We start from the raw sequence: 22415 nt of genomic DNA, 5'->3' as shown, positions 1-22415 counted from the left end.
GCGGGTCATCCGTGTCCCGCTGAGTAGGCAGGGGTCCGCCATGCGCGGTGGACCGCGCCGATACTCATCGGCATGAGCACTGGTGTCCCTTTCACGACCGAAAGCGCCGGGTGGACGGGTCCGGATCACGACGGCGCCGGCGAACTGCGCGCCAACCTGCGTCAGGCGGACCCCGGTGTGCTGGTCGCCGTCCTGGCGCAGCTGACCGGCGACCCGACCGTGGCCGAGCGGTTCGCACCGAAGATCAGCCACGTGCCCAACCCGCCGGAGCAGGCCGGCGTCACCGATCCCGAGACCGCCGCACGGCTCATCGAGGAGATCGTCACCGCACTGGGGGAGCCGCGCCGGCCGGACGCGGTGCCCGCCGACGACCTCGACCTGTTCGCCCGTATCGCCCCCATCGCGCTCGGGGGAGAGATCGGCCCCGAGTACCTGCAGCTGCTCCTCGAGCAGGGCGGGTTCCAGCCCTCACAACCGGTACTGCCGCGCACCGCAAAGCTTCCCGCGGACTTCCGGGTGGTCATCATCGGCGCGGGCATTGCCGGCATCACCGCCGCGCTCGCGTGCGCGGACGCGGGTATCGAATACCAGATCATCGAGCGAAACGACGAGGTCGGCGGAACCTGGTACACCACCACCTATCCCGGCATCGGTGTTGACACGCCCTCGGCGTACTACTCCCTGTCGCGTGACATCAACGGCGACTGGTCGAGTTATTACCCTCAGGGTGCGGAGTATCAGGCCTACCTGGTGTCGGTGGCGGACAAGAACGATCTGCGCCGGCACACCCGCTTCGGCACCGAGGTCGAAGCGTTGTGGTGGGACGAGGGGCGCCGGCAGTGGCAGATCCACGCGGTCGGCCCGGACGGAACCCGCGACGTCAGTTACGCGAATGTGGTGATTCCGGCCGCCGGGTATCTCAATCGGCCGCGGTGGCCGGAACTGCCTGGCCGCAAGACGTTCTCGGGAATTTCGATCCATTCCGCACAGTGGGATCCGAAGCTGGATCTCACGGGCAAAAGGGTCGCGATCATCGGAGCCGGGTGCACCGCGGTCCAGATCGTCGACGCATGCGTGGACCAGGTCGCGCACATGACGGTGTTCCAACGCCAGCCGCACTGGGTCGCGCCGCGACGGCGGCCATCCGACGATGTTCCCGCCTACCAGAGGTGGCTGGGCACCCGGCTCCCGTTCTACGCCAATTGGGTTCGGCTCAAGTCCTATTGGGGCACATCCGACAACAACTATCCGGTGATCCTGCATGACGAGGAGTGGGCGGCCGAGCACCTGTCGATCTCGCCGGCCAACGACGTGCTGCTGCAGATCTGCCTCGATTACATCGATCGCGTGTTCGGCGCGGGCAGCGAGCTCGCCCGCAAGGTCACCCCCGACTTCGCTCCCTATGGCAAGCGGATCATCCGCGACCCCGGCGGCTACTACGCCGCGCTGGCCCGCGACCACGTCGACGTCGAGGCCAGCGAACCGGCCCGGGTCAACGAGGCCGGAATCGTGACCGCCGACGGCAGGCAGATCGACCTCGACATCATCATCTACGCGACCGGCTACTACCTGGATTTCCTTTCCAACGTGGATATTCGGGGCCGCGACGGCAAGAAGCTGACCGACGAGTGGGGCGATGCTCCCCGGGCCTACCGCGGCGGGATGGTGCCCGGATTCCCCAACCTGTTCATTTCCTCTGCACCCAACTACAGTCCGGGTCACGGCGCGGGGCACAACTTCGGTGTCGAAGTGATGGTGCACTACGTGATGGAATGCCTGCAGTTGCTGGCGTTGCGCGAGGCCGCAACGATGGAGGTCACGCAGCGCGCCTACGAGGACTACGTCGACCGCATCGATGCGACCATGGCCGGCACAGTATGGCGCCACACGCCGTCGGCCCACACCTACTATCGGTCGGGGGGCCGGATCGTGATCGCCTTCCCGTACCGCCTGGTCGACTTCTGGCACGACCATCGCGCCCCGGCCGAAGAGGATCTCGAGCTGCGATGAGCGACGGGTTACTTTCCGGCAAAACGGCTTTGGTCACCGGTAGCAGCCGCGGTATAGGGCGCGCCATCGCGCAGCGACTGGCCGCCGAGGGCGCGACCGTGGCGGTCACCGCACGATCGCACACGTCTTCTCTGTCGACGCGGGCCGGAACCACCGCCGCGTTGCCGGGGACCATCGGCGAAACGATCGACCTGATCGAGGCCGCCGGGGGCTCGGCGTTCGGCGTTGCGAGCGACCTGGAGGATGCGCGGCAGCGCGACGGTTTGGTCGGGGCGGTGCTCGACCGCACCGGACGCATCGACATCCTGGTCAACAACGCCGGTTTCGCCGACTACTCGCTGGTCGAGGACATGAGCCTGGAAACGTTCGACCGCACCGTGGAGCACTACCTTCGCGTTCCGTTCGTGCTGACGAAATCCGCTGTGCCGCAAATGCGTAACCAAGGCGCGGGCTGGATCGTCAACATCGGCTCGGTGACGGGCGTGGCCCCCGTCCGGCCGTACCGGGAATACAACAAGACGTCCGGCGACGTGATCTATGCGTCCATGAAAGCCGCCCTGCACCGGTTCACCCAGGGCGTGGCCGCCGAGCTGCTGGACGCCAACATCGCCGTGAATTGCGTCGGGCCCTCGACGGCGGTACGCACTCCCGGTGCCGCGCAACTGATTCCGGACTCGTTCCCCACCGAACCGGTGGAGTATCTGGCCGAGACGGTGCTGGCGATGTGCCATCTGCCCGCCCAGGAGCGCACCGGCTTGGTCGCGTTCAGCCTGCACTACCCGTGGTCACAACGACTACCGGTGCACAGCCTGGACGGCACCGAGGTGTTGCCACCGCTGCAGCCGCCGGCGACCGCTAACCCGAATATCGCCCCGTCGGGGGTCTAGACGAGTACCGGGTCGGGGATGGCGCAGAAGCTGTGGCATACCCGGTCGCGGATGATCACGTCGGTGGTTTCCGGGTCGAACCAGCGGTCCACCACCGCCCAGTGGATAGGGTGCATCAGGTAGGGCCCCATCAGCGCCTCGACATCGGCGAACTCCTGCTCGAAAACGTGCGTCCACGAGCAGTTTCCGACCACCGCGGATACCCGGCTCAGCTGCCAGGCCCGGATCGTCGGTAAGTGCCGCGGCATTGATGACAGCTCGCGCTCGAACCGGGCGACGGTGTGCTCGGGTGTGTCGGGCTGCACGCGCAGCAAAAGCGTTCGGTAGACGCTGCCCAGCTTCTCGCCGCAGCGAACGGGTGCGCCCGCGTAGCCCGCGCCGTTGACCCGATCCACCGACGGATCAGCCAGCACGGCGGCGAGATCATCTGCCGCGCGATCACATTGGTCTTTCGTCGCGAACCGCAGATGCAGCAGAATGTCGCCCCCGTTGCGCGAGCCGGGCAGTGTCGGTTGCACCACCCGGCGCAGTGGCGCCGCCGCACCGGCGGCCGTACGCAACTCGTCGAGGATCCGGTCGCGATCGGCCCCGGCGACGTCGATCAGCCGCGTAAGGTTATACATCGCACAGTCCGTCCACGTCGTCGGCGGCCGCGGCGAAGGACCGGGACCGATCGGTCACCAATTCGCCTATCCGCGACCACCATTCGCCCAGCGCCGGATCCGGGCGCCCCTTCCACGTCATCTGCCACCACGCCTGCGCGCTAGGCAGTGTCCAGGTGATGGTGACGGTGTTGACCTGCTCCTCGGACTCGTCGAACCAGATCGGCGGGCTCACCAGAACGTCGCGCAGCGTCATACCCCGTTCGCGCGCGCCGGGGGCGTATTCGGCGACATAGGCGTCGACGAATCGGCGGGCACACCCGGGTCGGGTCACCACCCGGTCGATCACGAACACTTCGCCGTCGGCCATGAGCCGACCGTATGGCACGCCGGGGACGCGGCGCCGTCGGCTCCCGGCCACCGGGAACCTACCGTTGACCAACTGCGGATGCGGGGTTCAGTGTCGGCGCATGAGTGTAGCGCCGCCCGACCCTTTCGCCCCCGCCGTACTGGGGCCGGTGACATTGCGTAACAGGGTGATCAAGGCGGCGACGTCGGAAGGCCGATCGCCGCAGGGCTTGGTGACCGACGATCTGATCGAATTCCATCGGTCGTTCGCCTCCGGTGGCGTCGGGATGACGACCGTCGCGTACTGCTGCGTGGCGCCCGAGGGCGCCAGCGCGCCCGGACAAATCGTGATGAGCGAGGCGGCCCTTCCGGGCCTGCGGAAGCTGACCGACGCGGTGCACCAGGACGGTGCGGCGATCTCGGCCCAACTCGGGCACGCGGGTGTCGTGGCGCAGAAGAGGCTGACCGGGGTCACGCCCATGGCGCCGAGCAGGTTCGTCAACCCCGCGTCCATGGGTTACTGCCGCGAGATCACCCGCGCCGAGATCGCCCGGGTGATCGACCAATTCGGTGCCGCCGCCCGGGTGGCCGCCGACGCGGGCTTCGATGCCGTGGAACTGCATTTCGGTCACCTATACCTGCCGAGCTCGTTTTTGAGTCCGTTGATCAACCGGCGCAGGGATGAATACGGCGGCGACATCGACAATCGGTCGCGGTTCTGCCGTGAGATCGCCCGGCGCGTTCGCGACGAGATCGGTGACCGCATCGCGGTGACCGCCAAGCTCGATATGGACGACGGTGTGCCCGGTAGCATCTGGGTCGACGAGGCGCTGCGCACCGCGGCGCTGCTCGATGCCGACGCCGTGCTGGATGCCATCGAATTGACCCAGGGCTCTTCGGTTTTCAAGCCCATGTATCTGTTTCGTGGTGACGTCCCCGTCAAGGAATTCGCCCAGGTCATGCCGCAGCCCATGCGCACCGGCATCCGTTTCATCGGAAAGTGGGCGATGGGCGACTATCCCTACCGTGACCTTTACATGCTGGAGAATGCCCGCCAGTTCGTCCCCCTCATGCGCAACACCAAGCTGATCCTGCTGGGAGGCATCACCAATCGCGAGCACGTCGAGACCGGCATGCGCGAAGGCTTCGATTTCGTGGCGATGGGGCGGGCGCTGCTGCGCGAACCGGACCTGGTCTCCAGGATGATCGCCGATCCGGCCACCCGAAGCCGCTGCACCCACAACAACAAATGCATGGTCACCGTGTTCGGGCGGACCCATTGCGTGCTCGATCCCGGACAGCGCTACGGTGCGGCAGAACCGTTGCGCGCCAACGAACTACCGCTGCAATAGCTCGGACAGGGCTGCGGCGGCCTCTTTGCGCGCCCGGTGCGCGATGTCGAGCATCGGCATCGTCATGAACCCGTGGATGCCGCCGTCGTAACACAATTGCCTGGTCGGCACGCCGGCCGCTGTCAACGCGGCGCCGTAGGCCAATCCCTCGTCGCGCAGGGGATCGTGGCCGGCGACCACCACCACGGCGGGCGGCACCCCGCGCAGGTCGGCGTTCAGCGGCGCGGCGTACGGGTGCGCGCGGTCCTCGCGCGAGGGCACGTAGCAATCCCAGTACCACTGCAGCGCCGGTTTGGGATTGTAGAAGCCCCGGCCGAACAGCCGGTAGGACTCGGTGTCGAAGTCGGCCGCGATCACCGGGTAGAGCAGCAGTTGGGCCGCCGGCGCCGGGCCGCCGCGGTCGCGGGCCATGATCGCGGTCACCGCGGCCAGGTTGCCGCCCGCGCTGTCGCCGCCCACGACCAGACGCTCGGGGTCAGCCCCGAGCGACCCGGCGTTGTCGTACGCCCAGCACGTCACGGCGTACACGTCCTCGGCCGCCGCCGGCCAGGGATTCTCCGGAGCCAACCGATAGTCGACCGAAACCACAACGGCGGGAACGAGGTTGGCGATATTGCGGCAGAGCCCGTCGTGGCTGTCCAGGTCGCAGAACACGAACCCGCCGCCGTGTGCGTAGACCAGGATCGGCAGCGGTCCAGCCGCCTCGGGACGGTATACGCGCACGGGGATCGGGCCACCCTGACCCTCCACCGAGCGATCGGCGACCGCGGCGACGGGTTCGGGCCGCGCCGGCGGCACGAGCCTTGACCGGATGAGCGCTCGGGCCTCGGCGCCGCTCATCTCCTGCACGGGTGGGAACCCGCCATCCAATTGCGGGAGGATCGCAGCGATCTGCGGATCGAGGCTCACGCGTACTGCAGGGCCGGCCGTCGCGCCGGCGCCGGGTGTTGCGGCCGCAGGGAAGGCAACGGCCGCAGCGGCTGCAGGGTCGGGGCGACTCGTTGTGGGCCGCCTTCGACGTTGCGCCACACGCCCATCGCGGTCATGCGCACCGGGGCGGCGAGGCGCTGGTCAAGCGCCATGCGATTCAGCGGACCGCATACCGACACGGCCGCCACGGCCTCACCGGGACTCCCGATAGGGGCCGCGACACAGCCAAACCCGAGCAGGGCTTCTTCGCGCTCGAAGGCGACGCCGTGCGCCCTGACCTTGGCCAGTTCCGCCGCCAGTTGCGGGGCACTGGAAATCGAGTACTTGGTCAGGCGGGCCCCCAGATCGATGTCGGTCTCCTCGTCGCGATAAGCCAGGATCGCCTTACCGACGGCGGTACAGTGCGCGGGCTGACGGCCGCCGACCCGGGTGGGGATCGCACCGAGCATCCGGTCGCCGACCTTGTCGAGGTAGACGACGTCGGCTCCGTCCAGCACCGCGAGGTGCACGACAAGCCCGGTGGCGCGGTGCAATTCACCCAGCAGTGGGCCCGCGGCCCGCACCAACCGATCCTGGTGCACGGCAAGCGAACCCAGCTCCACCAGCCGCATGCCGAGTTCGTAGTCACGACCGCTGCGACGCAGCCAGCGCAATTGAACCAGCCGCTCGAGCATCCGGTGCGCCGACGAGCGTGGCAGGCCGGTGCGGCGCACGATCTGGGCCAGCGTCAGCCGTCCGGGGCCGTCGAAGGCGTCCAGGACCAGCGAGATGCGGTCGATGACGGCGGTGGGGGTTTCGGCAGGCGCGGCCATACGTCCTCCTGGCTGGCATATTCCTATTAGGAATATAGTTCTACCACACCGCTGTGGTCGCTGTCACACACCGCGCCGACAAACCCGCGAGCGTAACGGCACTGTGAATCTCCGCGCGATTTTTCGCAGTGGCGTTACGCCCGCGGGCAAAAGGGAATCAGGCGTTGGCGGCCGAGCGTCCGGCGCGGCGGCCGTAGAAGCTGCCGTCACCGAGCGAGACGCCGCTGGCATAGCCCCACGCGGCCAGGCCGGCGGTGCACCGGCCGGCGGCGAACAGCCCGGGTATGGGCGCGCCGCTGACGTGCAGCACCTCGGCATCCAGCGTGGTGGCGAGCCCGCCCAGCGTGAAGCCGCCGGTGCTTTCCCGCAGGTCGATGGCGCCGACCGGGGAGCCGATCGGCCTGATCCACTCTTGCTTCTTGTGCAGCAGCGGGTCCTCGCCGCGCGCGGCGCCCTCGTTGTAGGCGGTCACGGTGGCCTGCAGCGAACCGGGCGGCAGGCCCATGTCGCGTTCCAGGTCCGCGACGGTGTCGGCCACCCAGGTCGCCGGGCGCAGCATCAGCTTCGGCGACCACGACGCCTCCGCCTCCTCCTGCGCGTCACCGTCGATGATCAGGTACGCGACGTTGTCCTGCTGGTACAGCGTGAGCTGGCCGATGCGGCCCGGGTAGGTGTCCTCGGCGACGTAGCGCTGACCGCGCCCGTTGACCAGGACGCCGCGCACCAGCTGTTGGGGGTCGGCGAAGATCGCGACCTCGGTGGCGTCCATGTGCGCCAGGTCGGCGCCCAGCGCCTGCGCCATCCGGATCGCCTGCCCGTCGTGTTGCTCGATCGACGCGGCCGGCCGTCCCGCGATGCGCGGCGCGTAGCGCGCCACCATCGCGTCGTTGTAGGCGAAACTGCCGGTGGCGAGCACGACCCCGCGGCGCGCCCGGATCGCCATGTCGTGCCCGTACTGGCGGGCGCAGATGCCCACCACCCGGCCGTCGGATTCGGTGATCAACCGCTGCACCCGCACGTCGTAGAGCGCCCGCGCGCCGGCGGCGGTGGCCGTTTCGACGAGCGGCTTCATCAGCATGTAGCCCGCGCTCGCTTCGCCCTGCTTCTTGTTCTGCATCTGCGGGACGTGCCCACGCGGGGCGGGGGCAGCGATCGTGTTGAACGGATAGGAGTTTTCGCCGCCGCTGTACATCAACCCCTGATCGCCCATGGGCTCCCAGCCCGGCTCGGAGAAGAACTCCGCCTTGAACGGGACGCCGCAGCCCACCAGCCAGTCGAAGTGGGCGACGCTGCCGGCGCAGTAGTCGGCGATCCTGGTCTCGTCCGCGCCGGGCCCCATCGCGACATTGAGGAATGCCGCCATGTTGTCGACGGAATCGTCGAAGCCGCAAGCCTTTTGCAGCGGGGTGCCGCCCCCGAGGTAGATGAATCCGCCGGCCATGGACGCCGCGCCGCCCCAGGAGCCGGTGCGCTCGAGCACCAGGACGTCGGCGCCGGAGCGGGCGGCTTCCACCGCCGCGGCGGCGCCCGCGATCCCATAGCCGGCGATGACGACGTCGGCCTCGGCGGCCCACGACGTGATCGACGACGCCGCCAGCGGCGTCACATCAATTTCGGCGATCACATGCGCATGGCCGCGGGTGGATCCGGAATCCACTCGTGGCCCCAATAGCTGTCGGCGGTGATTTCCTCTGCGGTGTAGTACGTTTCGTCGACCCGCATCCCGTCGGTGCCGAATTCGATGTCCCAGTCGCCGGGCGCGCGGACGTAGAAGGACACCATCTTGTCGTTGGTGTGCCGGCCCAGGGTGGACGCGACGGTGAAGCCATCGGCGTTGACCCGGTCCAGCGCCTGGCCGACCGCGTCGAGGGTGTCCACCTCCACCATGACGTGCACCAGTCCGGGATCGCGCTGCTGGGCGGCGGGGCAGATCGCCAGGCTGTGATGGCGCGCGTTGATGCCGAGGAACCGCACCCGGATCGGGCCGAACTCGGCGGGCAGCGGCACCCGGAACGCGCCACGAGACCGGAAACCGAGCACCTCGGTGTAGAAGTCGACGACGCCGTTGAAATCGGTTGCGGGAACGACGACGTGGCCCAGGCCCTGGTCGCCCGTCACGAACTTCGCGCCGAACGGCGTGATCACCGGGCTGTGGTCGAGCACCGCGCTGTGGAAGACCTCCAGCGTGGTGCCGGCCGGGTCCTCGAAGGTGATCACCTCTTCGACGCGGCGGGCGTCGGCCTCCTGGACGGACAATTCCTTGAAACCGACACCGGCGCCGTCCAGGGCGGCCTTGACCCGTTGCAGCGCCTGGTGGTCGCGCACCTCCCAGCCGACGGTGATCACCCGGTCAACGTCGCCGGGCACGACGATGATCCGGGCCGCGCGCTCGTCCATCCGCAAGTACAGCGCGGACTCGTCAGGTCCTTTCCCTTCGGCAAATCCCAGCACACCGAACGCGAAATGGCGCCAACGCTCGATATCGGCGGTCGAAACCGTGATGTAGCCAAGGCTTTTCAGGTCAGTCACCGAAAGCTCCTCAGATCAGGGCCCGCAGCGGGCCCTCGGGCGGGTCGATGCCGATCGAACTCAGCGCCGCCGCGTGATAGGTGGTGCCGGGCACATGGATGGCGTGCATCTGTCCGACGTGCACGTCACGCCAATAGCGTTGCAGCGGCTTGTCCATCCGGGCCGCGTTGCCGCCGGAGCGGGCGAAGATCTCGTCGACGGCCGAGACCGCGCGCCACACCGCGCGAACCTGGGTGCGGCGCCCGGCCGCGCGGTCGGCGAACGACGCCTCCTTGCCGGCCGCGACCATGTCGTAGATGCGGTCGGCGTTGGCCAGCAGCTCCTGGCGGGCGGCGTTGATGTCGGCGGCGGCCTCGCCGATCGCGTGCATCACGTAGGGGTCGTCCTTGATCGCGGTGCCGGTCGCGCCGACCCGACCCCGCTGATAATCCAGGTGCGCGGCCAGCGCGCCCTCGGCGATGCCGATGGTGGCCGCCGAGATGCCAAGCGGGAACATCGTCGACCACGGCATCAGGTACAGCGGTTCGGTCATGCCGGCCTCGCGCTGGGCGGTGCCGTCCATCACCTTCGCCGCGTCCATGGTCCGGTAGGCGGGGACGAACGCGTCTTTGACGATGACGTCCTTGGAACCGGTTCCCCGCAGCCCCACCACATTCCACGAGTCCTCGACGATCTCGTAGTCCTTGCGCGGCAGAATCATGTGCAGCATCTGTGGCGGCATCAACGGGACGCCCTTGTCGTCGCCGAGCATGGCCCCCAGGATGATCCAGTCGCAGTGATCGGTGCCCGAGCTGAACTGCCAGCGCCCGTTGAAGAGGTAGCCGCCGTCGACCGGTTTGGCCACGCCCTGCGGCGCGTACGGGGAGGCCATCCAGGTGTCGACGTCGTCGGCCCAGATTTCGGCGGCGACCTTGGGGTCCGCGTAGGCCAGCTGGTAGGGATGCACACCCACCACGCCGACGATCCAGCCGGCGGCGGGATCCAGCGCCGCGGTCGCCATGGTCGTTTCGGCGAACTCGCGGGGGTGGACCTCGAAGCCCTGGTATTGCTTGGTCTGCAGCAGCCGGATCAGGCCGGCGCCCTTCATCAGCTTGACGGTGTCGTCGGTCAGCCGGCCGAGTTGTTCGGCTTCGGCGGCCTGGTCGCGCAACTGATCGGCCATCGCCACTACCCGGTCGATTACCCGGTCGCTCATATCGTTGTCCTTACGTGTGGGGGCTTAGTAATGGTCTACCGCAGTGGGGGCCAGTCCCAAAGGAAATCCCGATGAGCGGACACGGCGGTTGTCAAAATTCGACCCGAACATCGGTGCCGGCCGGCCGCGCCTGGCAGGCGAGAATCAGGCCGTCTTCGAGATCTTCCGGGCCCAGGACGTCGCACGGGGCCATGGCCACCTCGCCCGTGACGACGGTCGCCACGCACGAACCGCAGCGGCCTTCCCGGCACGAGTGGGGCACCGCGATCCCCGCGTCGAGCATTGTCTCGACCAGCGTCTGACCGCACGGCCAGCGCAAACGATGCCGACGACCGTCGAGATCGACTTCGACGTGTGCGACTTCCGCCATCGGCCGATCATCGGCCGGGGCGCCGGGATGGCGGACGCCCGCGCCCGGTGGCCGGGAAAACTCGCCTCAAGCGTCCGGTGACCGGGAGGGGGAGCGGGTCGCGATGCCGCAGGCCTTACGGTGAGTACTTGTGAGCGATCCCGGCCAACAGTCCGTCGATGTCGTCGTGGTCGGCGCCGGCTTCGCCGGCCTCTACGCCCTGCACACGCTGCGCGGCCGGGGCCTGTCGGTGCGAGTGCTGGAAGCCGCGCCCGAGATCGGCGGCACCTGGTACTACAACCGCTATCCCGGCGCGCGCTGCGACGTCGAGAGCGTCGATTACTGCTACTCGTTCTCCGACGAACTACAGCAGGAATGGAACTGGACCGAACGCTATGCCACCCAGGCCGAGATCCTCGAGTATCTGAACTGGGCCGCCGACAAACTCGACCTGCGCCGCGACATCGCGCTACGCACCCGGGTGGTCTCGGCGACGCTCGACGAGGCCACGCTGCGCTGGACGATCACCACCGATGCCGGACAGACGATCTCGGCGGGGTTCTGTCTGATGGCCACCGGCCCGTTGTCGGCCGCACTGACCCCGGACTTCGACGGCCTGGACACCTTTGGCGGCGAGATCTACCACACCGCCCAATGGCCCCACGACCCCGTCGACTTCCGCGGCAAACGGGTGGCCGTCATCGGCACCGGATCCTCTGGCATCCAATCGATCCCGATCATCGCCGAGCAGGCCGCGCACCTCTACGTCTTCCAGCGCACCCCCAATTACAGTGTCCCGGCGGGCAACAGGCCGTTGACGGCCGCAGAGCTCGACGAAATCAAGGCGGAATATGCGCAGCGGCGCGCGCTGTCGTGGCGCAGCGGCGGCGGCTCACCGCACCTCACCGCCCCGAAGCCGACCATGCAGTTCACGCCCGAGGAGCGCCGAGCGGCGTTCGAAAAGCGGTGGCAGCTGGGCGGTGTGCTGTTCTCGAAGACCTTCCCGGACCAGATGACCGATCTGGAGGCCAACGAAGAGGCCCGCAAATTCTACGAGGAGAAAGTCCGGGCGATCATCAACGACCCGGCCGTCGCCGACCTACTGATCCCCAACGACCACCCCATCGGCACCAAGCGAATCTGCACCGACAGCAACTACTTCCAGACCTTCAACCGGCCGAACGTGTCGCTGATCAGCGTCCGCGCCACCCCCATCGAATCCGTCGACACCACCGGCATCAACACCACCGACACCCACTACGACGTCGACATGATCGTGCTGGCAACGGGTTTCGACGCGATGACCGGGGCGTTGGGCAGGATCGACATCGTCGGACGCCGCGGCACCGCCCTGCGCGACGACTGGGCACACGGACCCCGCACCTATCTGGGGCTGGGCGTCGACGGGTTCCCCAACATGTTCCTGATCTCGGGCCCGGGGGCGCCCGCCGTGCTGGCGAACATGGTGCTGCATGCCGAAGCCCAGGTGAACTGGATCGCCGAGGCCATCGCGTTCCTCGACGAGCACGGTTACGCCGCAATCGAAGCCAAGGTCGACAGCGTGGACGCCTGGGGCGCCGAATGCGCCCGCCGGGCCGAGACGACGTTGTTCACCAAGGCGAACTCGTGGTACATGGGCGCGAACGTGCCGGGAAAGCCGCGGGGCTTCATGCTGTTCGTCGGGGGCTTCGCCGCGTACAACGACATCTGCGCCGAGGTCGCCGACGCCGGCTACCGCGGCTTCGATCTGATCGAACGATGACGGGATTGCTGGACACGGTTGTCGTCGTCACCGGCGCCGCCAAAGGAACCGGGCGGGTGCACTGTCAGCGCTTCGCCGACGAGGGCGCCGATGTGATCGCGCTCGACGCGCCCGCGGTGGCCGACGAATTGCAGGGCGCCGCAAGGGAAGTCGCCGACCGCGGTCGGCGATGCGTGACCGGCTTGGCCGATGTCACCGACCTCGGGGCCGTCACCACCGCCATCGATGCCGGCGTCGCCGAGCTGGGCCGCCTCGACGTCATCGTCGCCAACGCCGGCGTCCACCTGCCGGGCGCGCCGTCCTGGGAACTCGACCCGCAGGTGTGGCAGCGCACGCTGGACATCAACCTCACCGGCGTCTGGCACACCGTCAGGGCCGGCGTGCCGCATATCGGCACCGACGGCGGCTCCGTCGTCATCATCAGCTCCACCAGCGGCATTCGCGGCCTGCCCAACACCGCCCACTACACCGCCAGCAAGCACGCGGTCGTGGGACTGGCCCGCACGCTCGCCAACGAGCTCGGGCCCCGCGGCATTCGGGTCAACACCGTGCACCCCGGCCCGGTCGCCACCCCAATGGTGCTTAACGAGGCCACCTTTCGGCGGTTGCGACCGGACCTGGCCAACCCGACGGAGGCCGACGCCGCCGAAGTGCTGCGCGCCCGCAACCTGCTTCCGGTGCCGTGGGTCGAGCCCGTCGACATCGCCAACGCCGTGCTGTTCCTGGCCTCGGATGAGGCCCGCTACATCACCGGCACACAGCTCGTCGTCGATGCCGGCCTGACCCAGAAGACGACATGAGGGCGACCCCCCGCGCGCGACTCCAAGGCAAGGTCGCCCTGATCACCGGCGCGGCGCGGGGGATCGGTCGCGCGCAGGCGGTGCGGTTCGCGCAGGAGGGCGCCGACATCGTCGCGCTCGACGTGTGCGGCCCGATCGACACGGTGATCGTCCCGCACAGCACCCCGGACGACCTCGACACCACCGCGTCGCTGGTCCGCGAGGCCGGCGGCCGGGTGCACACCGACATCGTCGACGTCCGCGACCTCGCCGGCCTGCGGGCCGCCACCGACCGAGGCGCCGAGCGGTTCGGCGGCCTGGACGTGGTGTGCGCGACCGCGGGGATCACGTCGCGCGGCCTGGCGGTCGACCTGGACGAAAACGCCTGGCGCACCATGCTGGACGTCAACCTCACCGGAGTCTGGCACACCTGCCGCGCCGGCGCTCCCCACCTCATCGCCCGCGGTGCCGGCTCGGTGATCCTGACGAGCTCCATCGCCGGGCTGCGTGGGCTGGTCGGCGTCGCGCACTACACGGCCGCCAAACACGGCGTGGTCGGCCTGATGCGCTCGTTGGCTAGTGAGCTTGCGCCGCACAATGTTCGCGTCAACTGCATCAACCCGACCAACGTCGACACGCCGATGATCCACAATGAGTTCGTCAGCAGCGCATTTCGCCCGGACCTGGACCGGCCGCCCACGCGCGCCGAATTCGCCGACGCCGCTCGTTCGATGAACATGCTTGCGGTGCCGTGGATCGACCCGATCGACGTCGCCAACGCCGCGCTGTTTCTGGCCTCCGACGAGGCGCGCTACATCACCGCGATCACCCTGCCCGTCGACGCGGGCGCCACCGGAAAATAAGGAGGATCCGTGACCGACATTGCGAAGTACGGGCCGTGGGCGTTGATCGCGGGCGGTTCGGAAGGGGTGGGTGCCGAGTTCGCAAAGCGCTTGGCCGGTGACGGGTTCGGCCTGGTGCTGATCGCTCGTAAGCCGGGACCGCTGCAGGACACGGCGCGGCAGTGCCGTGAGATCGGCGCGCAGGTGCGCACGTTGGCCCTCGATCTGCTGGACCCCGATGCGGTCTCGCGAGTCACCGCGCAGACCACGGACATTGAGGTCGGCCTGTTGATCTACAACGCCGGCGCCAACACCTGCAGCGAGCGGTTCCTGGACGCCGAGCTCAGCGACTTCGGCCGGGTGATCGACCTCAACGTGACGCGGATGCTGCAACTCGTGCAGCACTTTGGCCGGCCGATGCGGTCCCGCGGCCGCGGCGGCATATTGGTGGTCGGCTCGATGGCGGCGACCCACGGTTCGATGCGCCAATCGGTCTACACCGGCGTGAAGGCCTTCAGCCGCCTCTTCGCCGAGAGCCTCTGGCTGGAGCTGCGCGAGCACGGTGTCGACGTGCTGGAACTGGTGCTGGGTGTGACGCGCACGCCGGCCATGGCCCGGGTCGGCCTGAAGTTCGATGTGCCGGGGCTGTCGGTCTCCGAACCGGTTGACGTGGCCCGCGAGGGATTGGAGAACCTGGCCAACGGCCCGGTGTTCATCGCGGGCGGCAACGCGGCCGCGGTGCAGCGGGGCAGCGGACCGGACCGCGCCGCGATCGTCCTGGGCGCCCACAGAACCGTGCAGGAACTCCTGGGCCAGAAGTAATTTGCCCCGGTGTGGGCACGGAGGTGCCCTCCCTGGCCGATCGACTGGAAGGAGCGACGGTGATCGACGCCGACGAACTGTTGACGCGGCTATGCCGGCTCGAGGACGAACGCGACATCGCCCGATTGATCGCGTCCTACGGTCCGGCGGTGGACGCCGGGGATGCCGACGCCGCGGCGCGGCTCTGGGCGGCCGACGGCGGCTACGACGTCGAGGGTTGGCAGATGCACAGCCAGGCCGACGTGCACGCCATGGTGAGCTCGGCCTCGCATCGGAAGCTGGTGGGTGATGGCTGCTGCCACTTCCTCGGACCGGCGGTCGTGACGGTCACGGGAGATTCGGCAGTGGCGGTCAGCGAATCGCTGGTCCTCGTGCGTGACGGCGAGGGCTATCGCGTATGGCGTTGCACGGCAAACCATTTCGAGTTGCGGCGCATCGAGAATCGTTGGCGGATCACCAAGCGTACGAGCCGTGTCCTCAATGGTAATCCCGGCGCCCACGCCTTGCTCACCGCAGGCCTGGCGGGTGCGACGGCGCCGACGCTAGGTGTGGAGGAGACGTGAAGGATTGCCCGTTGGTGTTCTTTTCGTTTGTCGCGCTGGACAACCCGGAGCCCGAAGCGCACCGCCGCTACAACGAGTGGCATCAACTCGACCATCGACCGGAGAACCTGGCACTGCCGGGCGTCGCGTGGGGAGACCGGTGGGCTCGCACCGCCGGATGCCGCGCCGAATCGGTCGCCGGCCCCGAGCATGCGGCAACCGACTACGTTGCCATGTACTGGTTTCGGGAACCGGTCGAGCGATCGGTACGGGAGTGGGAGCGACTCGGACGCGACTCGTTCGAGTGGGGCCGGGGACCCATGATCGCCGGAGTGCGCCGAACGCTGCTGGCTTTCTTCCGGCCCGTCAAGGGTTATGCCGCGGCATCGTCGTTGGTGTCGCCGCAGGTCATTCCCTACCGCCCCAACCGCGGGCTGCACCTGAGCATGACGCGGTTCACCGATCCGTTGGGCGCTGACACGCACGAGCACCACCGCTGGGAGGATCGGGTGTTGATTCCGGCATTGCTCGACATTCCGGGAGTGGCTGGGGTGTGGACATTTTCGCTCGACCGCCACCAAGGCAACGGACTTGGACTTCGGGCCCTCGACCCGGTGGCCGACCGTGGCGCGCTGCGGATCCGCTTGCTCTACCTCGACGACGAGCCCGTGGCGACCTCGAGCCGGATTCGTGATCGTGTCGGCGCCACAGATATGCGTCTACCGGACTCGGCGGCCTCCGGTGACGTCGTGATCAGCACACCGCTGCGCACGATAATCCCGTGGCAGGACTGGTGACTCGCTCATCGTGGCGGAGTGGCGGACGGCACGCGAGCGGAGGTCGATGGTGGCTGACGGCGACGGTGAGCCCAGGCCGCCGGCCGCTTCGGGGCCGCCACCCGGTGACGAGGACGGTCCTGCGTTAGCCGCGTGAGAGGAACGCCAGCACGGTGCTTTCGAACGCCTCCTTGGCCTCGATCATCGCCCAGTGCCCCGAGTTGGGGAAGATGTGCAGCTCCGCGTTGGGAATGGTGCGCATCGGGATGAGGGCCATATCGGGCGGGCTCACCCGGTCGTCGCGCCCCCAGGTCAGCAGGGTGGGCGCGGTGAGCTTGTGCATGGTCGCCCACGGCAGCGGCCGGTCGGAGGCGGCCAGCGCGGCGTTCATCCCGGCGAACGCCGCCTTGCCGTACATGCGTCGCGCCGCGGCCAGGGTGTCGGGGTCCGTGGCCAGCTGCCAGCGCTCCTCGATCAGCTGCTCGGTGACCAGCCCCTGGTCGTAGACCATCGATTTGAGCCAGTCGACCAGGCGTTGCCGGGTCGGGTCTTCGACGAATTCCTGCAGCAGCCGGATGCCTTCGCTGGGGCTAGGGCTGAAGATGTTGGTGCCGATCCCACCGATGGTCACCAGCCGATCGACGCGGTCGGGATTGTGGGTGGCGAAGTTGATGCCCACACCGCCGCCCATCGAGTTGCCGACGATGTGCACCTTGGCGACGCCGAGCGCGTCCAACAATGGCGATACGGTGCCGAACGCGGTCACCATCGGGTGGCCGCCGAAGTCGTCGCTGACCCCGAACCCCGGGAATTCCAGGATCAGACAGCGGAACCGCTCGGCGAAGGCCGGCAGCACCCCGCGGAAGTTGCGCCACCCGGTGACACCGGGCCCCGAGCCGTGCAGGAACAGCAGCACCGGGGCGGAATCGCCGCCCCCGCTGTCGTAGTAGCGCAAAGCGCCCTTTTCCGTGCTGATTTCACGCAGGTCGTGCTCTGCGATGGTCGTCTGTCCAAAAGTGTCTGCCACGGATGTCACCCTGCCATGCCGCGGCGGCGGGATGGGGAAGGGTTCCGCTGAACGGGCGGCGGTCAGGTTCCGCGGACCGGCGCGCTCGAATTGATCAGCTCTTTGAGGGCGGCGGGGAACGCGTCGGCCAGGTCCCACAGGTCGGGCACGAGATCGGGGCAGGAAATGATGCCGACGCCGAGACGGCCCCCCAGCGACATCACGGTGATATTGAGCCCGGCGCCGGCGATGATCGGACCCAGCGGGTACATCGCGTCGAGCCGGCAACCCAGGAAGTAGAGCTGGTCTCGTGGCCCGGCCACGTTCGACATCACCAGGTTGTGCGGCGGCTTCTCGGGCAGCGGGATGCGGGGCAGCAATTTCATCGCGGCGCCGAACATGGTCTGCCCGGCCACTTGCGTCCAGTCCTGCAGCAGCGACGGGCCCATCGCCGCGGCGTGGTCCTTGGCCGCGGCGTTCCCGGCGGCAATGCTGGTGAGTCGTTCGACGGGGTCGGCGATGTGGGTTTCGAGCCGGCACAGCATCCAGGTCGTCTGGTTGCGGCCCGGCCGCGACGACTTGCCGCGGACGGACACCGGCACGCTGGCGACCAGAGGGATGGCCGGTAGGGCGTGGCGGTCCAGAAAGAACTGCCGCAGCGCCCCCGCACACATCGCCGTCACCACGTCGTTGACGGTCACCCCGAACCGCGCTTTGACGGTTTTGATGTCGTCGAGGTCCACGCCGGCCAGGGCGACGTTGCGGCGCCGGGTGAAACGGCCGTTGAACGCCGTCGGCGGCGCCGCGAACGGGGCCGCCATCGTGTGGCCGCCGCCGCGGGCGCGCAGGACCGTCTGCGCCAGCGTCAGCGCCGTGGCCGGCACCACCCTGGCCAGGCGCCACGGCCGCAACGCCGCCCCGATCAGACCGCTGGCGGCGATCTGCAGGGGATTCGCCGCGCCGGTGCGGGCGGCCGGTTTCGGCGGCGGGCCGTCGGGCGCGGCGCTGCACAACTGCGCGAGCAGGTTGGCACCGCCCACGCCATCGACCACCGCGTGGTGGGCCTTGAGGACGACGGACAGCGCGTCGCCGCGCAGGCCTTCGAGCACCCACATTTCCCACAGCGGACGATCGCGATCGAGCGCAAGCCCGGCGACGTGGCCGCAGATATCCGCCAGTTCTTCGGGTCCGCCGGGCGAGGGCAGGGCGACGCGGTGTAGGTGGCGAGCCAGATCGAACCGGTCGTCGTCCACCCAGACCGGATGGTCGAAGTTCAGTTGGTTGTCGGCCAGCTTGAGGCGGAATTCCGGCACGGCGTCAACCCGCTCCGCCAGCGCTTCACGAAAACGCGCGAAGCTATACCCGCCCGGCGCGGTCGTCGGGTCGAGCTCCAGGACGCAGCAAACATTCAACGGCTGCGTCGGTGATTCGAGGTACAAGAAGAACGCATCTAGCCCGCTGAGTCGTTGCATATCTGCTCGTCTCTTGTATGTGGCTCTGACCGCTGGTCACATGACCATCGGTCATCCCAGGCCCGCTGACGGGACGCCCGCTCGGTGCGACCGCAATGTGTTGGTGTGACATTTATCTGTAGCCGGTGAGGGGCTTTCGGCAAACATCTCGCCGGCACAGTGTTCGAAGCCGCCCCCCGGCGTCCCGGTGCGATACGAAAACGCCACGCGGCCAAAGTCTTTGACCAGGCCGAGACGACGACGTCGCGGAGTGCTAGCGGGCCATCGCCGAGTCGGGCGCTGCCCAGTCGGTCGACACCTGGCGGTGCTTGATCAGCCAGGTGTCGTCCTCGGGCACCAGGATGTCGCGGTAGCGGCCGCAATGGTCGAGGCCGATATGGGTGACCACGGTGAAGTACGACCTGACGCGCGCCTGGCCGGGTGCCAGCTCGGTGAACGACACGTTGGCGACGTTGTGGCGCACAAGGGGTTTGACGCCCACGTCGACGGCGAGGTTTCCGGTGACACCGCCCAGGAACTCCGCGATCGCCGATCGCCCGCGCAGTGGGTCGAATCCCCGTATCTCGAGGACACCGTCCGAGCAGAATGTCTCCGCGAGGGCGTCGAGCGCACCGGCGTCGCCGGACCAGTTGTAGCGCGCCAAGGTGTCGCGGATCTGCTCGCGGGCCACCAGCTCCCACATTTCCACTGTTACGGCTCCTCCCGCCGGTCCCTTGCCAAACATCCTGAACGGCAAGGCAATTAAACGGAGCTGCCCGCGGTCTCGCCCGCCCGCCGCATCGCCGCTGTGGCGAAGGCTACTCCGAGGTTTTGGGAGCCGGCCGGTTGGGCAATAAGTGCTGAGCAAGACGCACGACACGGAGGGAGTACCTATGTCGGACAAGAGCGGTCCCGAGGAAGCCATCAAGGGCGTCGTCGAGGGAGTCAAGGGCAAGGTGAAGGAAGTCGCCGGCGCGGTCGCCGGACGTGACGACCTGATGCGCGAAGGCCAGGCCCAGCAGGACAAGGCCGACGCGCAGCGCGAGGCCGCCAAGAAGGAGGCCGAGGCCGAAAGCGCCCGAAAGGCCGCCGAGATCAACGAAGCTCGCCAGAAAGCCGAACAATAGCGGCGGTCCCGCGACGCTTCGCGACCCGCCGCCCGGCAACGCGGTGATCGACGGCATCCGGTGACGATCATCGGCGATCAAGCCGGATTCCGTCCCGCACAAGCGCTTCGAGGCCGGCGGCGTACGAAAGACCCTCAGGGGTCGACGGGCCGATTCGTCCACTCGCGGCCGGGCCGGCGTGCCGAGCGGAACCATCCGCCGGCCGCGCCGGTGCCGCCGTCGGTCGCAATGGTGTGGCCCGTGACGAACGACGACAGGTCCGAGGCCAGAAACAGGATCACGTTGGCCTGATCCTCGGGCACGCCCATCCGACCGACCGGCACCCACTGCGGCCATCGCGTCTGCTCCTCGGGCGAAAGCCATTGCGAGTAGGGCACTTGAAGGGACTCGGTGACGTCGGGCGCGATCGCGTTGACCCGCACGCCGTGGATGCCCACTTGCACGGCGAGGCTCCGAGTGAACGCGATCAGGCCGGCTTTGAACGCGGCATACACCGGATCCTCCGGGTAACCGCGCAGCCCCTCGACCGACGAGACGTTCACGATCGCGCCGGCGTGCCGGTCCACCATGGCGGGCAGGAACGCCCGCGTGAGCAGGAAAACGTGGTGCAGGTTGATTCGGTAGAGCTCATCCCAGAGCTGCGGGTCGGTGTCGGCGAAGTTCCCGGGGTGGCGCAGCCAGTGGCCCACGTTGTTGACCAGCACGTCGACCCGGCCATACCCATCCAGCACCGTTCGGGCCAGGCGGGTGACGTGGTCGGGGGCCCGGACGTCGGTGATGACCGCCCGCGCGGACCCGCCGGAGGCCGTGATGGCGTCGGCGGTCGCATCGGCCAGCTCGCCGTCGATATCCGCGATCACGACGTGGGCGCCGTGGCGGGCGAAGAGCCGCGCGGTGGCCGCGCCGATACCGCCGCCACCGCCCGTCACGACCGCCACCCGGCCGGCCAGCAACAGGTCCGGATGCTGTGCGTGTGTCATCGCTCATATCTTGGGCCACTCGGCGGGCCGGCCCACACCCGGTCCGGCCCCGATCGGCCCGCGCGACAACCGCAAACGGGATCAGGCAGTGGTACCCATCTCTGCGGCCAGCAAACAGTGACGTATGCGACGTTTGCTGCGCGCTGCATCGGCCGGTATGCCGGGTATCCGGTGTCCACTTGAGGAGTTGATGACACATGGTGAGCACAATCGATCCGGCCCGCATATTGCCGAGCGTGGCGACGACGCGGCGCATGCATCATCGGCATAGCCCGCAGTCGGTTGCCGTCTCGTTCGCCAGCCGCCTGATCGTGAAGAACGCCGTGCGCGCCTGGGCCATGACGCCCAACCTGCACTGGCCGCTCGAGTACGTCGACGATTTCGCCGGGATGTTTCCCCGCCTCGGCTCCGGGGCGAGCACCGAACCGGTTCGTCTCGAGCACTGCGCCGCCGAGTGGGTCCGCGCTCCCGGCGTCTCGGGGGACCGGGCCATCCTCTATCTGCACGGCGGCGCGTTCCTCACCTGCGGCCTCAACACGCATCGCTCGATGGTGACTCGCTTGTCCAAGGAGGCCGACGCCGCCGTGCTCGCCGTCGCGTACCGGAAGCTGCCCGCGCATCAGATCACCGATGCCATCGACGACGGGATCAGCGGCCTGCGGTGGCTGCAGGACCGCGGCTACGACGGCGACCGGGTCGTCGTGGCCGGCGACTCGGCCGGGGGATACCTGGCGTTCATGACCACGCTGTCGGCGATTCGCGACGACGTCATGGAGCCGGCCGGGGTTGCGACCATCTCGCCGTTCACCGACGCGGACCCGGAACGAAAGCTCAAGCACCGCAACGCACGCAAGTGCTCGATGTTCACCCGCCGCGCCTTCTCGAGGTTCGCTCAGTACCTCGGCGATGCGCAGGTCGTCGAAGGCCGGGGCGAGTCCACGGTCGCCTCGCCCGTGGATGCCGACCTGTCGTCGTTGCCGCCGGTGACCATCCACGCAAGCTCGGACGAATTGTTGCTCGCCGACGCCGAACTGATGGCGAAGCGCCTGGAAGCCAGCGGGATCCGGTGCGATCTGCACCTCTGGGACGGCCAAATTCACGACTTCCCGCTGGCCGCCGACATCTTGCCGGAGGGGCGCCGCGCCATCAAATACCTCGGGGACTTCGTCAAAGACGTCACCCCGGTCAGGGACGCGGTCCGGAGAAAGGTCCGAAACGCGCGCCGCCTGCGCAGCGCCGCGGCGGCCGGTTGAAGACGACGAAAGTAATTGTGCCGCAGTCTGATTCGATGGACGGTGTCCATCCTCGGTCGCG

At 68.4% G+C, this 22415-nt stretch carries 23 protein-coding genes; 11 read left to right on the top strand and 12 right to left on the bottom strand.

Translation table 11 applies throughout. The features are described from left to right. The first annotated feature begins 72 nt into the window (after window positions 1-72). Both AC0KS4_RS11950 and AC0KS4_RS11945 read left to right on the top strand, forming a co-directional pair. Complete coding sequence (locus AC0KS4_RS11950; RefSeq protein WP_238955935.1) at window positions 73-2010, top strand: flavin-containing monooxygenase; 1938 nt, start codon at window positions 73-75, stop codon at window positions 2008-2010. Further along, window positions 2007-2897, top strand: coding sequence for an SDR family NAD(P)-dependent oxidoreductase (locus tag AC0KS4_RS11945; RefSeq protein WP_238955934.1), 891 nt, complete (start codon window positions 2007-2009; stop codon window positions 2895-2897). The genes AC0KS4_RS11950 and AC0KS4_RS11945 overlap by 4 nt, the downstream gene beginning before the upstream one ends. On the opposite strand, the gene AC0KS4_RS11940 is transcribed toward AC0KS4_RS11945, so the two are convergent. Beyond that, entirely contained in the window at window positions 2894-3520 is a 627-nt protein-coding gene (locus tag AC0KS4_RS11940; protein ID WP_238955933.1) for a Dabb family protein, read from the bottom strand. The two genes, AC0KS4_RS11945 and AC0KS4_RS11940, sit on opposite strands and share 4 nt — an antisense overlap. After that, entirely contained in the window at window positions 3513-3869 is a 357-nt protein-coding gene (locus tag AC0KS4_RS11935; RefSeq protein WP_238955932.1) for a hypothetical protein, read from the bottom strand. Before AC0KS4_RS11935 ends, AC0KS4_RS11940 begins: the two co-directional genes overlap by 8 nt. Window positions 3870-3969: 100 nt before the next feature. On the opposite strand from AC0KS4_RS11935, the gene AC0KS4_RS11930 reads away from it, so the two are divergent. Continuing rightward, complete coding sequence (locus AC0KS4_RS11930) at window positions 3970-5199, top strand: NADH:flavin oxidoreductase (protein ID WP_238955931.1); 1230 nt, start codon at window positions 3970-3972, stop codon at window positions 5197-5199. Here AC0KS4_RS11930 and AC0KS4_RS11925 read toward each other — a convergent pair. The 6 genes from AC0KS4_RS11925 to AC0KS4_RS11900 all read right to left on the bottom strand — a co-directional run bounded on the left by AC0KS4_RS11925 (window position 5185) and on the right by AC0KS4_RS11900 (window position 11035). Then, a complete protein-coding gene (locus AC0KS4_RS11925; RefSeq protein ID WP_238955930.1) occupies window positions 5185-6108 on the bottom strand; it encodes an alpha/beta hydrolase in 924 nt (307 codons plus the stop codon). The two genes, AC0KS4_RS11930 and AC0KS4_RS11925, sit on opposite strands and share 15 nt — an antisense overlap. Then, complete coding sequence (locus tag AC0KS4_RS11920) at window positions 6105-6941, bottom strand: IclR family transcriptional regulator (protein WP_238955929.1); 837 nt, start codon at window positions 6939-6941, stop codon at window positions 6105-6107. Before AC0KS4_RS11920 ends, AC0KS4_RS11925 begins: the two co-directional genes overlap by 4 nt. A gap of 157 nt (window positions 6942-7098) precedes the next feature. Next, window positions 7099-8598 (bottom strand): FAD-dependent oxidoreductase, encoded by a 1500-nt coding sequence (locus tag AC0KS4_RS11915; protein ID WP_238955928.1) that lies wholly within the window; start codon window positions 8596-8598, stop codon window positions 7099-7101. Continuing rightward, window positions 8562-9470, bottom strand: coding sequence for a biphenyl-2,3-diol 1,2-dioxygenase (gene bphC, locus AC0KS4_RS11910; protein ID WP_225328747.1), 909 nt, complete (start codon window positions 9468-9470; stop codon window positions 8562-8564). The genes AC0KS4_RS11915 and bphC overlap by 37 nt, the downstream gene beginning before the upstream one ends. A gap of 10 nt (window positions 9471-9480) precedes the next feature. Then, window positions 9481-10665 carry an acyl-CoA dehydrogenase family protein gene (locus tag AC0KS4_RS11905; RefSeq protein WP_238955927.1) on the bottom strand — a complete coding sequence of 395 codons (1185 nt, stop codon included), beginning with the start codon at window positions 10663-10665 and terminating at the stop codon, window positions 9481-9483. Between the two features lie 91 nt (window positions 10666-10756). Beyond that, window positions 10757-11035: a 2Fe-2S iron-sulfur cluster-binding protein gene (locus AC0KS4_RS11900; RefSeq protein ID WP_238955926.1), complete on the bottom strand. Its 279-nt coding sequence runs from the start codon at window positions 11033-11035 to the stop codon at window positions 10757-10759. A 130-nt stretch (window positions 11036-11165) separates the two neighbouring features. Here AC0KS4_RS11900 and AC0KS4_RS11895 point away from each other — a divergent pair, with 130 nt between their 5' ends. From AC0KS4_RS11895 to AC0KS4_RS11870, 6 genes are read left to right on the top strand one after another with little or no spacing between them, the layout of a single operon-like run. Next, a complete protein-coding gene (locus AC0KS4_RS11895) occupies window positions 11166-12776 on the top strand; it encodes a flavin-containing monooxygenase (protein WP_238955925.1) in 1611 nt (536 codons plus the stop codon). Next, the gene (locus tag AC0KS4_RS11890) at window positions 12773-13576 is read left to right on the top strand and encodes a mycofactocin-coupled SDR family oxidoreductase (protein WP_238955924.1); all 804 of its coding nucleotides are present in this window, start codon (window positions 12773-12775) and stop codon (window positions 13574-13576) included. Before AC0KS4_RS11895 ends, AC0KS4_RS11890 begins: the two co-directional genes overlap by 4 nt. Further along, entirely contained in the window at window positions 13573-14418 is an 846-nt protein-coding gene (locus AC0KS4_RS11885) for a mycofactocin-coupled SDR family oxidoreductase (protein WP_238955923.1), read from the top strand. Before AC0KS4_RS11890 ends, AC0KS4_RS11885 begins: the two co-directional genes overlap by 4 nt. 9 nt (window positions 14419-14427) lie before the next feature. Then, window positions 14428-15219 carry an SDR family NAD(P)-dependent oxidoreductase gene (locus AC0KS4_RS11880; protein WP_238955922.1) on the top strand — a complete coding sequence of 264 codons (792 nt, stop codon included), beginning with the start codon at window positions 14428-14430 and terminating at the stop codon, window positions 15217-15219. A 59-nt stretch (window positions 15220-15278) separates the two neighbouring features. Continuing rightward, window positions 15279-15782 (top strand): nuclear transport factor 2 family protein, encoded by a 504-nt coding sequence (locus AC0KS4_RS11875; RefSeq protein ID WP_225328773.1) that lies wholly within the window; start codon window positions 15279-15281, stop codon window positions 15780-15782. A 14-nt stretch (window positions 15783-15796) separates the two neighbouring features. Beyond that, window positions 15797-16558, top strand: a complete 762-nt coding sequence (locus tag AC0KS4_RS11870; protein WP_238955921.1) for a hypothetical protein — start codon at window positions 15797-15799, stop codon at window positions 16556-16558. A 124-nt stretch (window positions 16559-16682) separates the two neighbouring features. On the opposite strand, the gene AC0KS4_RS11865 is transcribed toward AC0KS4_RS11870, so the two are convergent. The 3 genes from AC0KS4_RS11865 to AC0KS4_RS11855 all read right to left on the bottom strand — a co-directional run bounded on the left by AC0KS4_RS11865 (window position 16683) and on the right by AC0KS4_RS11855 (window position 19703). After that, complete coding sequence (locus AC0KS4_RS11865) at window positions 16683-17564, bottom strand: alpha/beta fold hydrolase (RefSeq protein ID WP_225328755.1); 882 nt, start codon at window positions 17562-17564, stop codon at window positions 16683-16685. 62 nt (window positions 17565-17626) lie between these two features. Continuing rightward, complete coding sequence (locus tag AC0KS4_RS11860; protein WP_225328756.1) at window positions 17627-19015, bottom strand: WS/DGAT/MGAT family O-acyltransferase; 1389 nt, start codon at window positions 19013-19015, stop codon at window positions 17627-17629. Between the two features lie 253 nt (window positions 19016-19268). Continuing rightward, a complete protein-coding gene (locus AC0KS4_RS11855) occupies window positions 19269-19703 on the bottom strand; it encodes a nuclear transport factor 2 family protein (RefSeq protein ID WP_225328757.1) in 435 nt (144 codons plus the stop codon). Window positions 19704-19887: 184 nt separating this feature from the next. On the opposite strand from AC0KS4_RS11855, the gene mbp1 reads away from it, so the two are divergent. Next, window positions 19888-20121: a microaggregate-binding protein 1 gene (gene mbp1 / locus AC0KS4_RS11850; protein WP_225328758.1), complete on the top strand. Its 234-nt coding sequence runs from the start codon at window positions 19888-19890 to the stop codon at window positions 20119-20121. A 134-nt stretch (window positions 20122-20255) separates the two neighbouring features. Here the strand turns inward: mbp1 and AC0KS4_RS11845 are convergent, their stop codons facing one another. Next, window positions 20256-21101: an SDR family oxidoreductase gene (locus AC0KS4_RS11845; protein WP_225328759.1), complete on the bottom strand. Its 846-nt coding sequence runs from the start codon at window positions 21099-21101 to the stop codon at window positions 20256-20258. 197 nt (window positions 21102-21298) lie between these two features. On the opposite strand from AC0KS4_RS11845, the gene AC0KS4_RS11840 reads away from it, so the two are divergent. Beyond that, window positions 21299-22354 (top strand): alpha/beta hydrolase, encoded by a 1056-nt coding sequence (locus AC0KS4_RS11840; RefSeq protein ID WP_238955920.1) that lies wholly within the window; start codon window positions 21299-21301, stop codon window positions 22352-22354. The last annotated feature ends 61 nt before the right edge of the window (window positions 22355-22415 follow it).

This window comes from Mycobacterium sp. NTMscope_MAC_12 (assembly GCF_976985675.1).
This window is presented reverse-complemented; position numbering and strand designations above follow the sequence as displayed.

What these genes read in the sequence shown, in the direction of transcription:
- AC0KS4_RS11950 (WP_238955935.1), top strand. Translation starts at nt 73, where the DNA reads ATGAGCACTGGTGTCCCTTTCACGACCGAAAGCGCCGGGTGGACGGGT.
- AC0KS4_RS11945 (WP_238955934.1), top strand. Translation starts at nt 2,007, where the DNA reads ATGAGCGACGGGTTACTTTCCGGCAAAACGGCTTTGGTCACCGGTAGC.
- AC0KS4_RS11940 (WP_238955933.1), bottom strand. Translation starts at nt 3,520, where the DNA reads ATGTATAACCTTACGCGGCTGATCGACGTCGCCGGGGCCGATCGCGAC.
- AC0KS4_RS11935 (WP_238955932.1), bottom strand. Translation starts at nt 3,869, where the DNA reads ATGGCCGACGGCGAAGTGTTCGTGATCGACCGGGTGGTGACCCGACCC.
- AC0KS4_RS11930 (WP_238955931.1), top strand. Translation starts at nt 3,970, where the DNA reads ATGAGTGTAGCGCCGCCCGACCCTTTCGCCCCCGCCGTACTGGGGCCG.
- AC0KS4_RS11920 (WP_238955929.1), bottom strand. Translation starts at nt 6,941, where the DNA reads ATGGCCGCGCCTGCCGAAACCCCCACCGCCGTCATCGACCGCATCTCG.
- AC0KS4_RS11905 (WP_238955927.1), bottom strand. Translation starts at nt 10,665, where the DNA reads ATGAGCGACCGGGTAATCGACCGGGTAGTGGCGATGGCCGATCAGTTG.
- AC0KS4_RS11900 (WP_238955926.1), bottom strand. Translation starts at nt 11,035, where the DNA reads ATGGCGGAAGTCGCACACGTCGAAGTCGATCTCGACGGTCGTCGGCAT.
- AC0KS4_RS11890 (WP_238955924.1), top strand. Translation starts at nt 12,773, where the DNA reads ATGACGGGATTGCTGGACACGGTTGTCGTCGTCACCGGCGCCGCCAAA.
- AC0KS4_RS11885 (WP_238955923.1), top strand. Translation starts at nt 13,573, where the DNA reads ATGAGGGCGACCCCCCGCGCGCGACTCCAAGGCAAGGTCGCCCTGATC.
- AC0KS4_RS11860 (WP_225328756.1), bottom strand. Translation starts at nt 19,015, where the DNA reads ATGCAACGACTCAGCGGGCTAGATGCGTTCTTCTTGTACCTCGAATCA.
- mbp1 (WP_225328758.1), top strand. Translation starts at nt 19,888, where the DNA reads ATGTCGGACAAGAGCGGTCCCGAGGAAGCCATCAAGGGCGTCGTCGAG.
- AC0KS4_RS11845 (WP_225328759.1), bottom strand. Translation starts at nt 21,101, where the DNA reads ATGACACACGCACAGCATCCGGACCTGTTGCTGGCCGGCCGGGTGGCG.
- AC0KS4_RS11840 (WP_238955920.1), top strand. Translation starts at nt 21,299, where the DNA reads ATGGTGAGCACAATCGATCCGGCCCGCATATTGCCGAGCGTGGCGACG.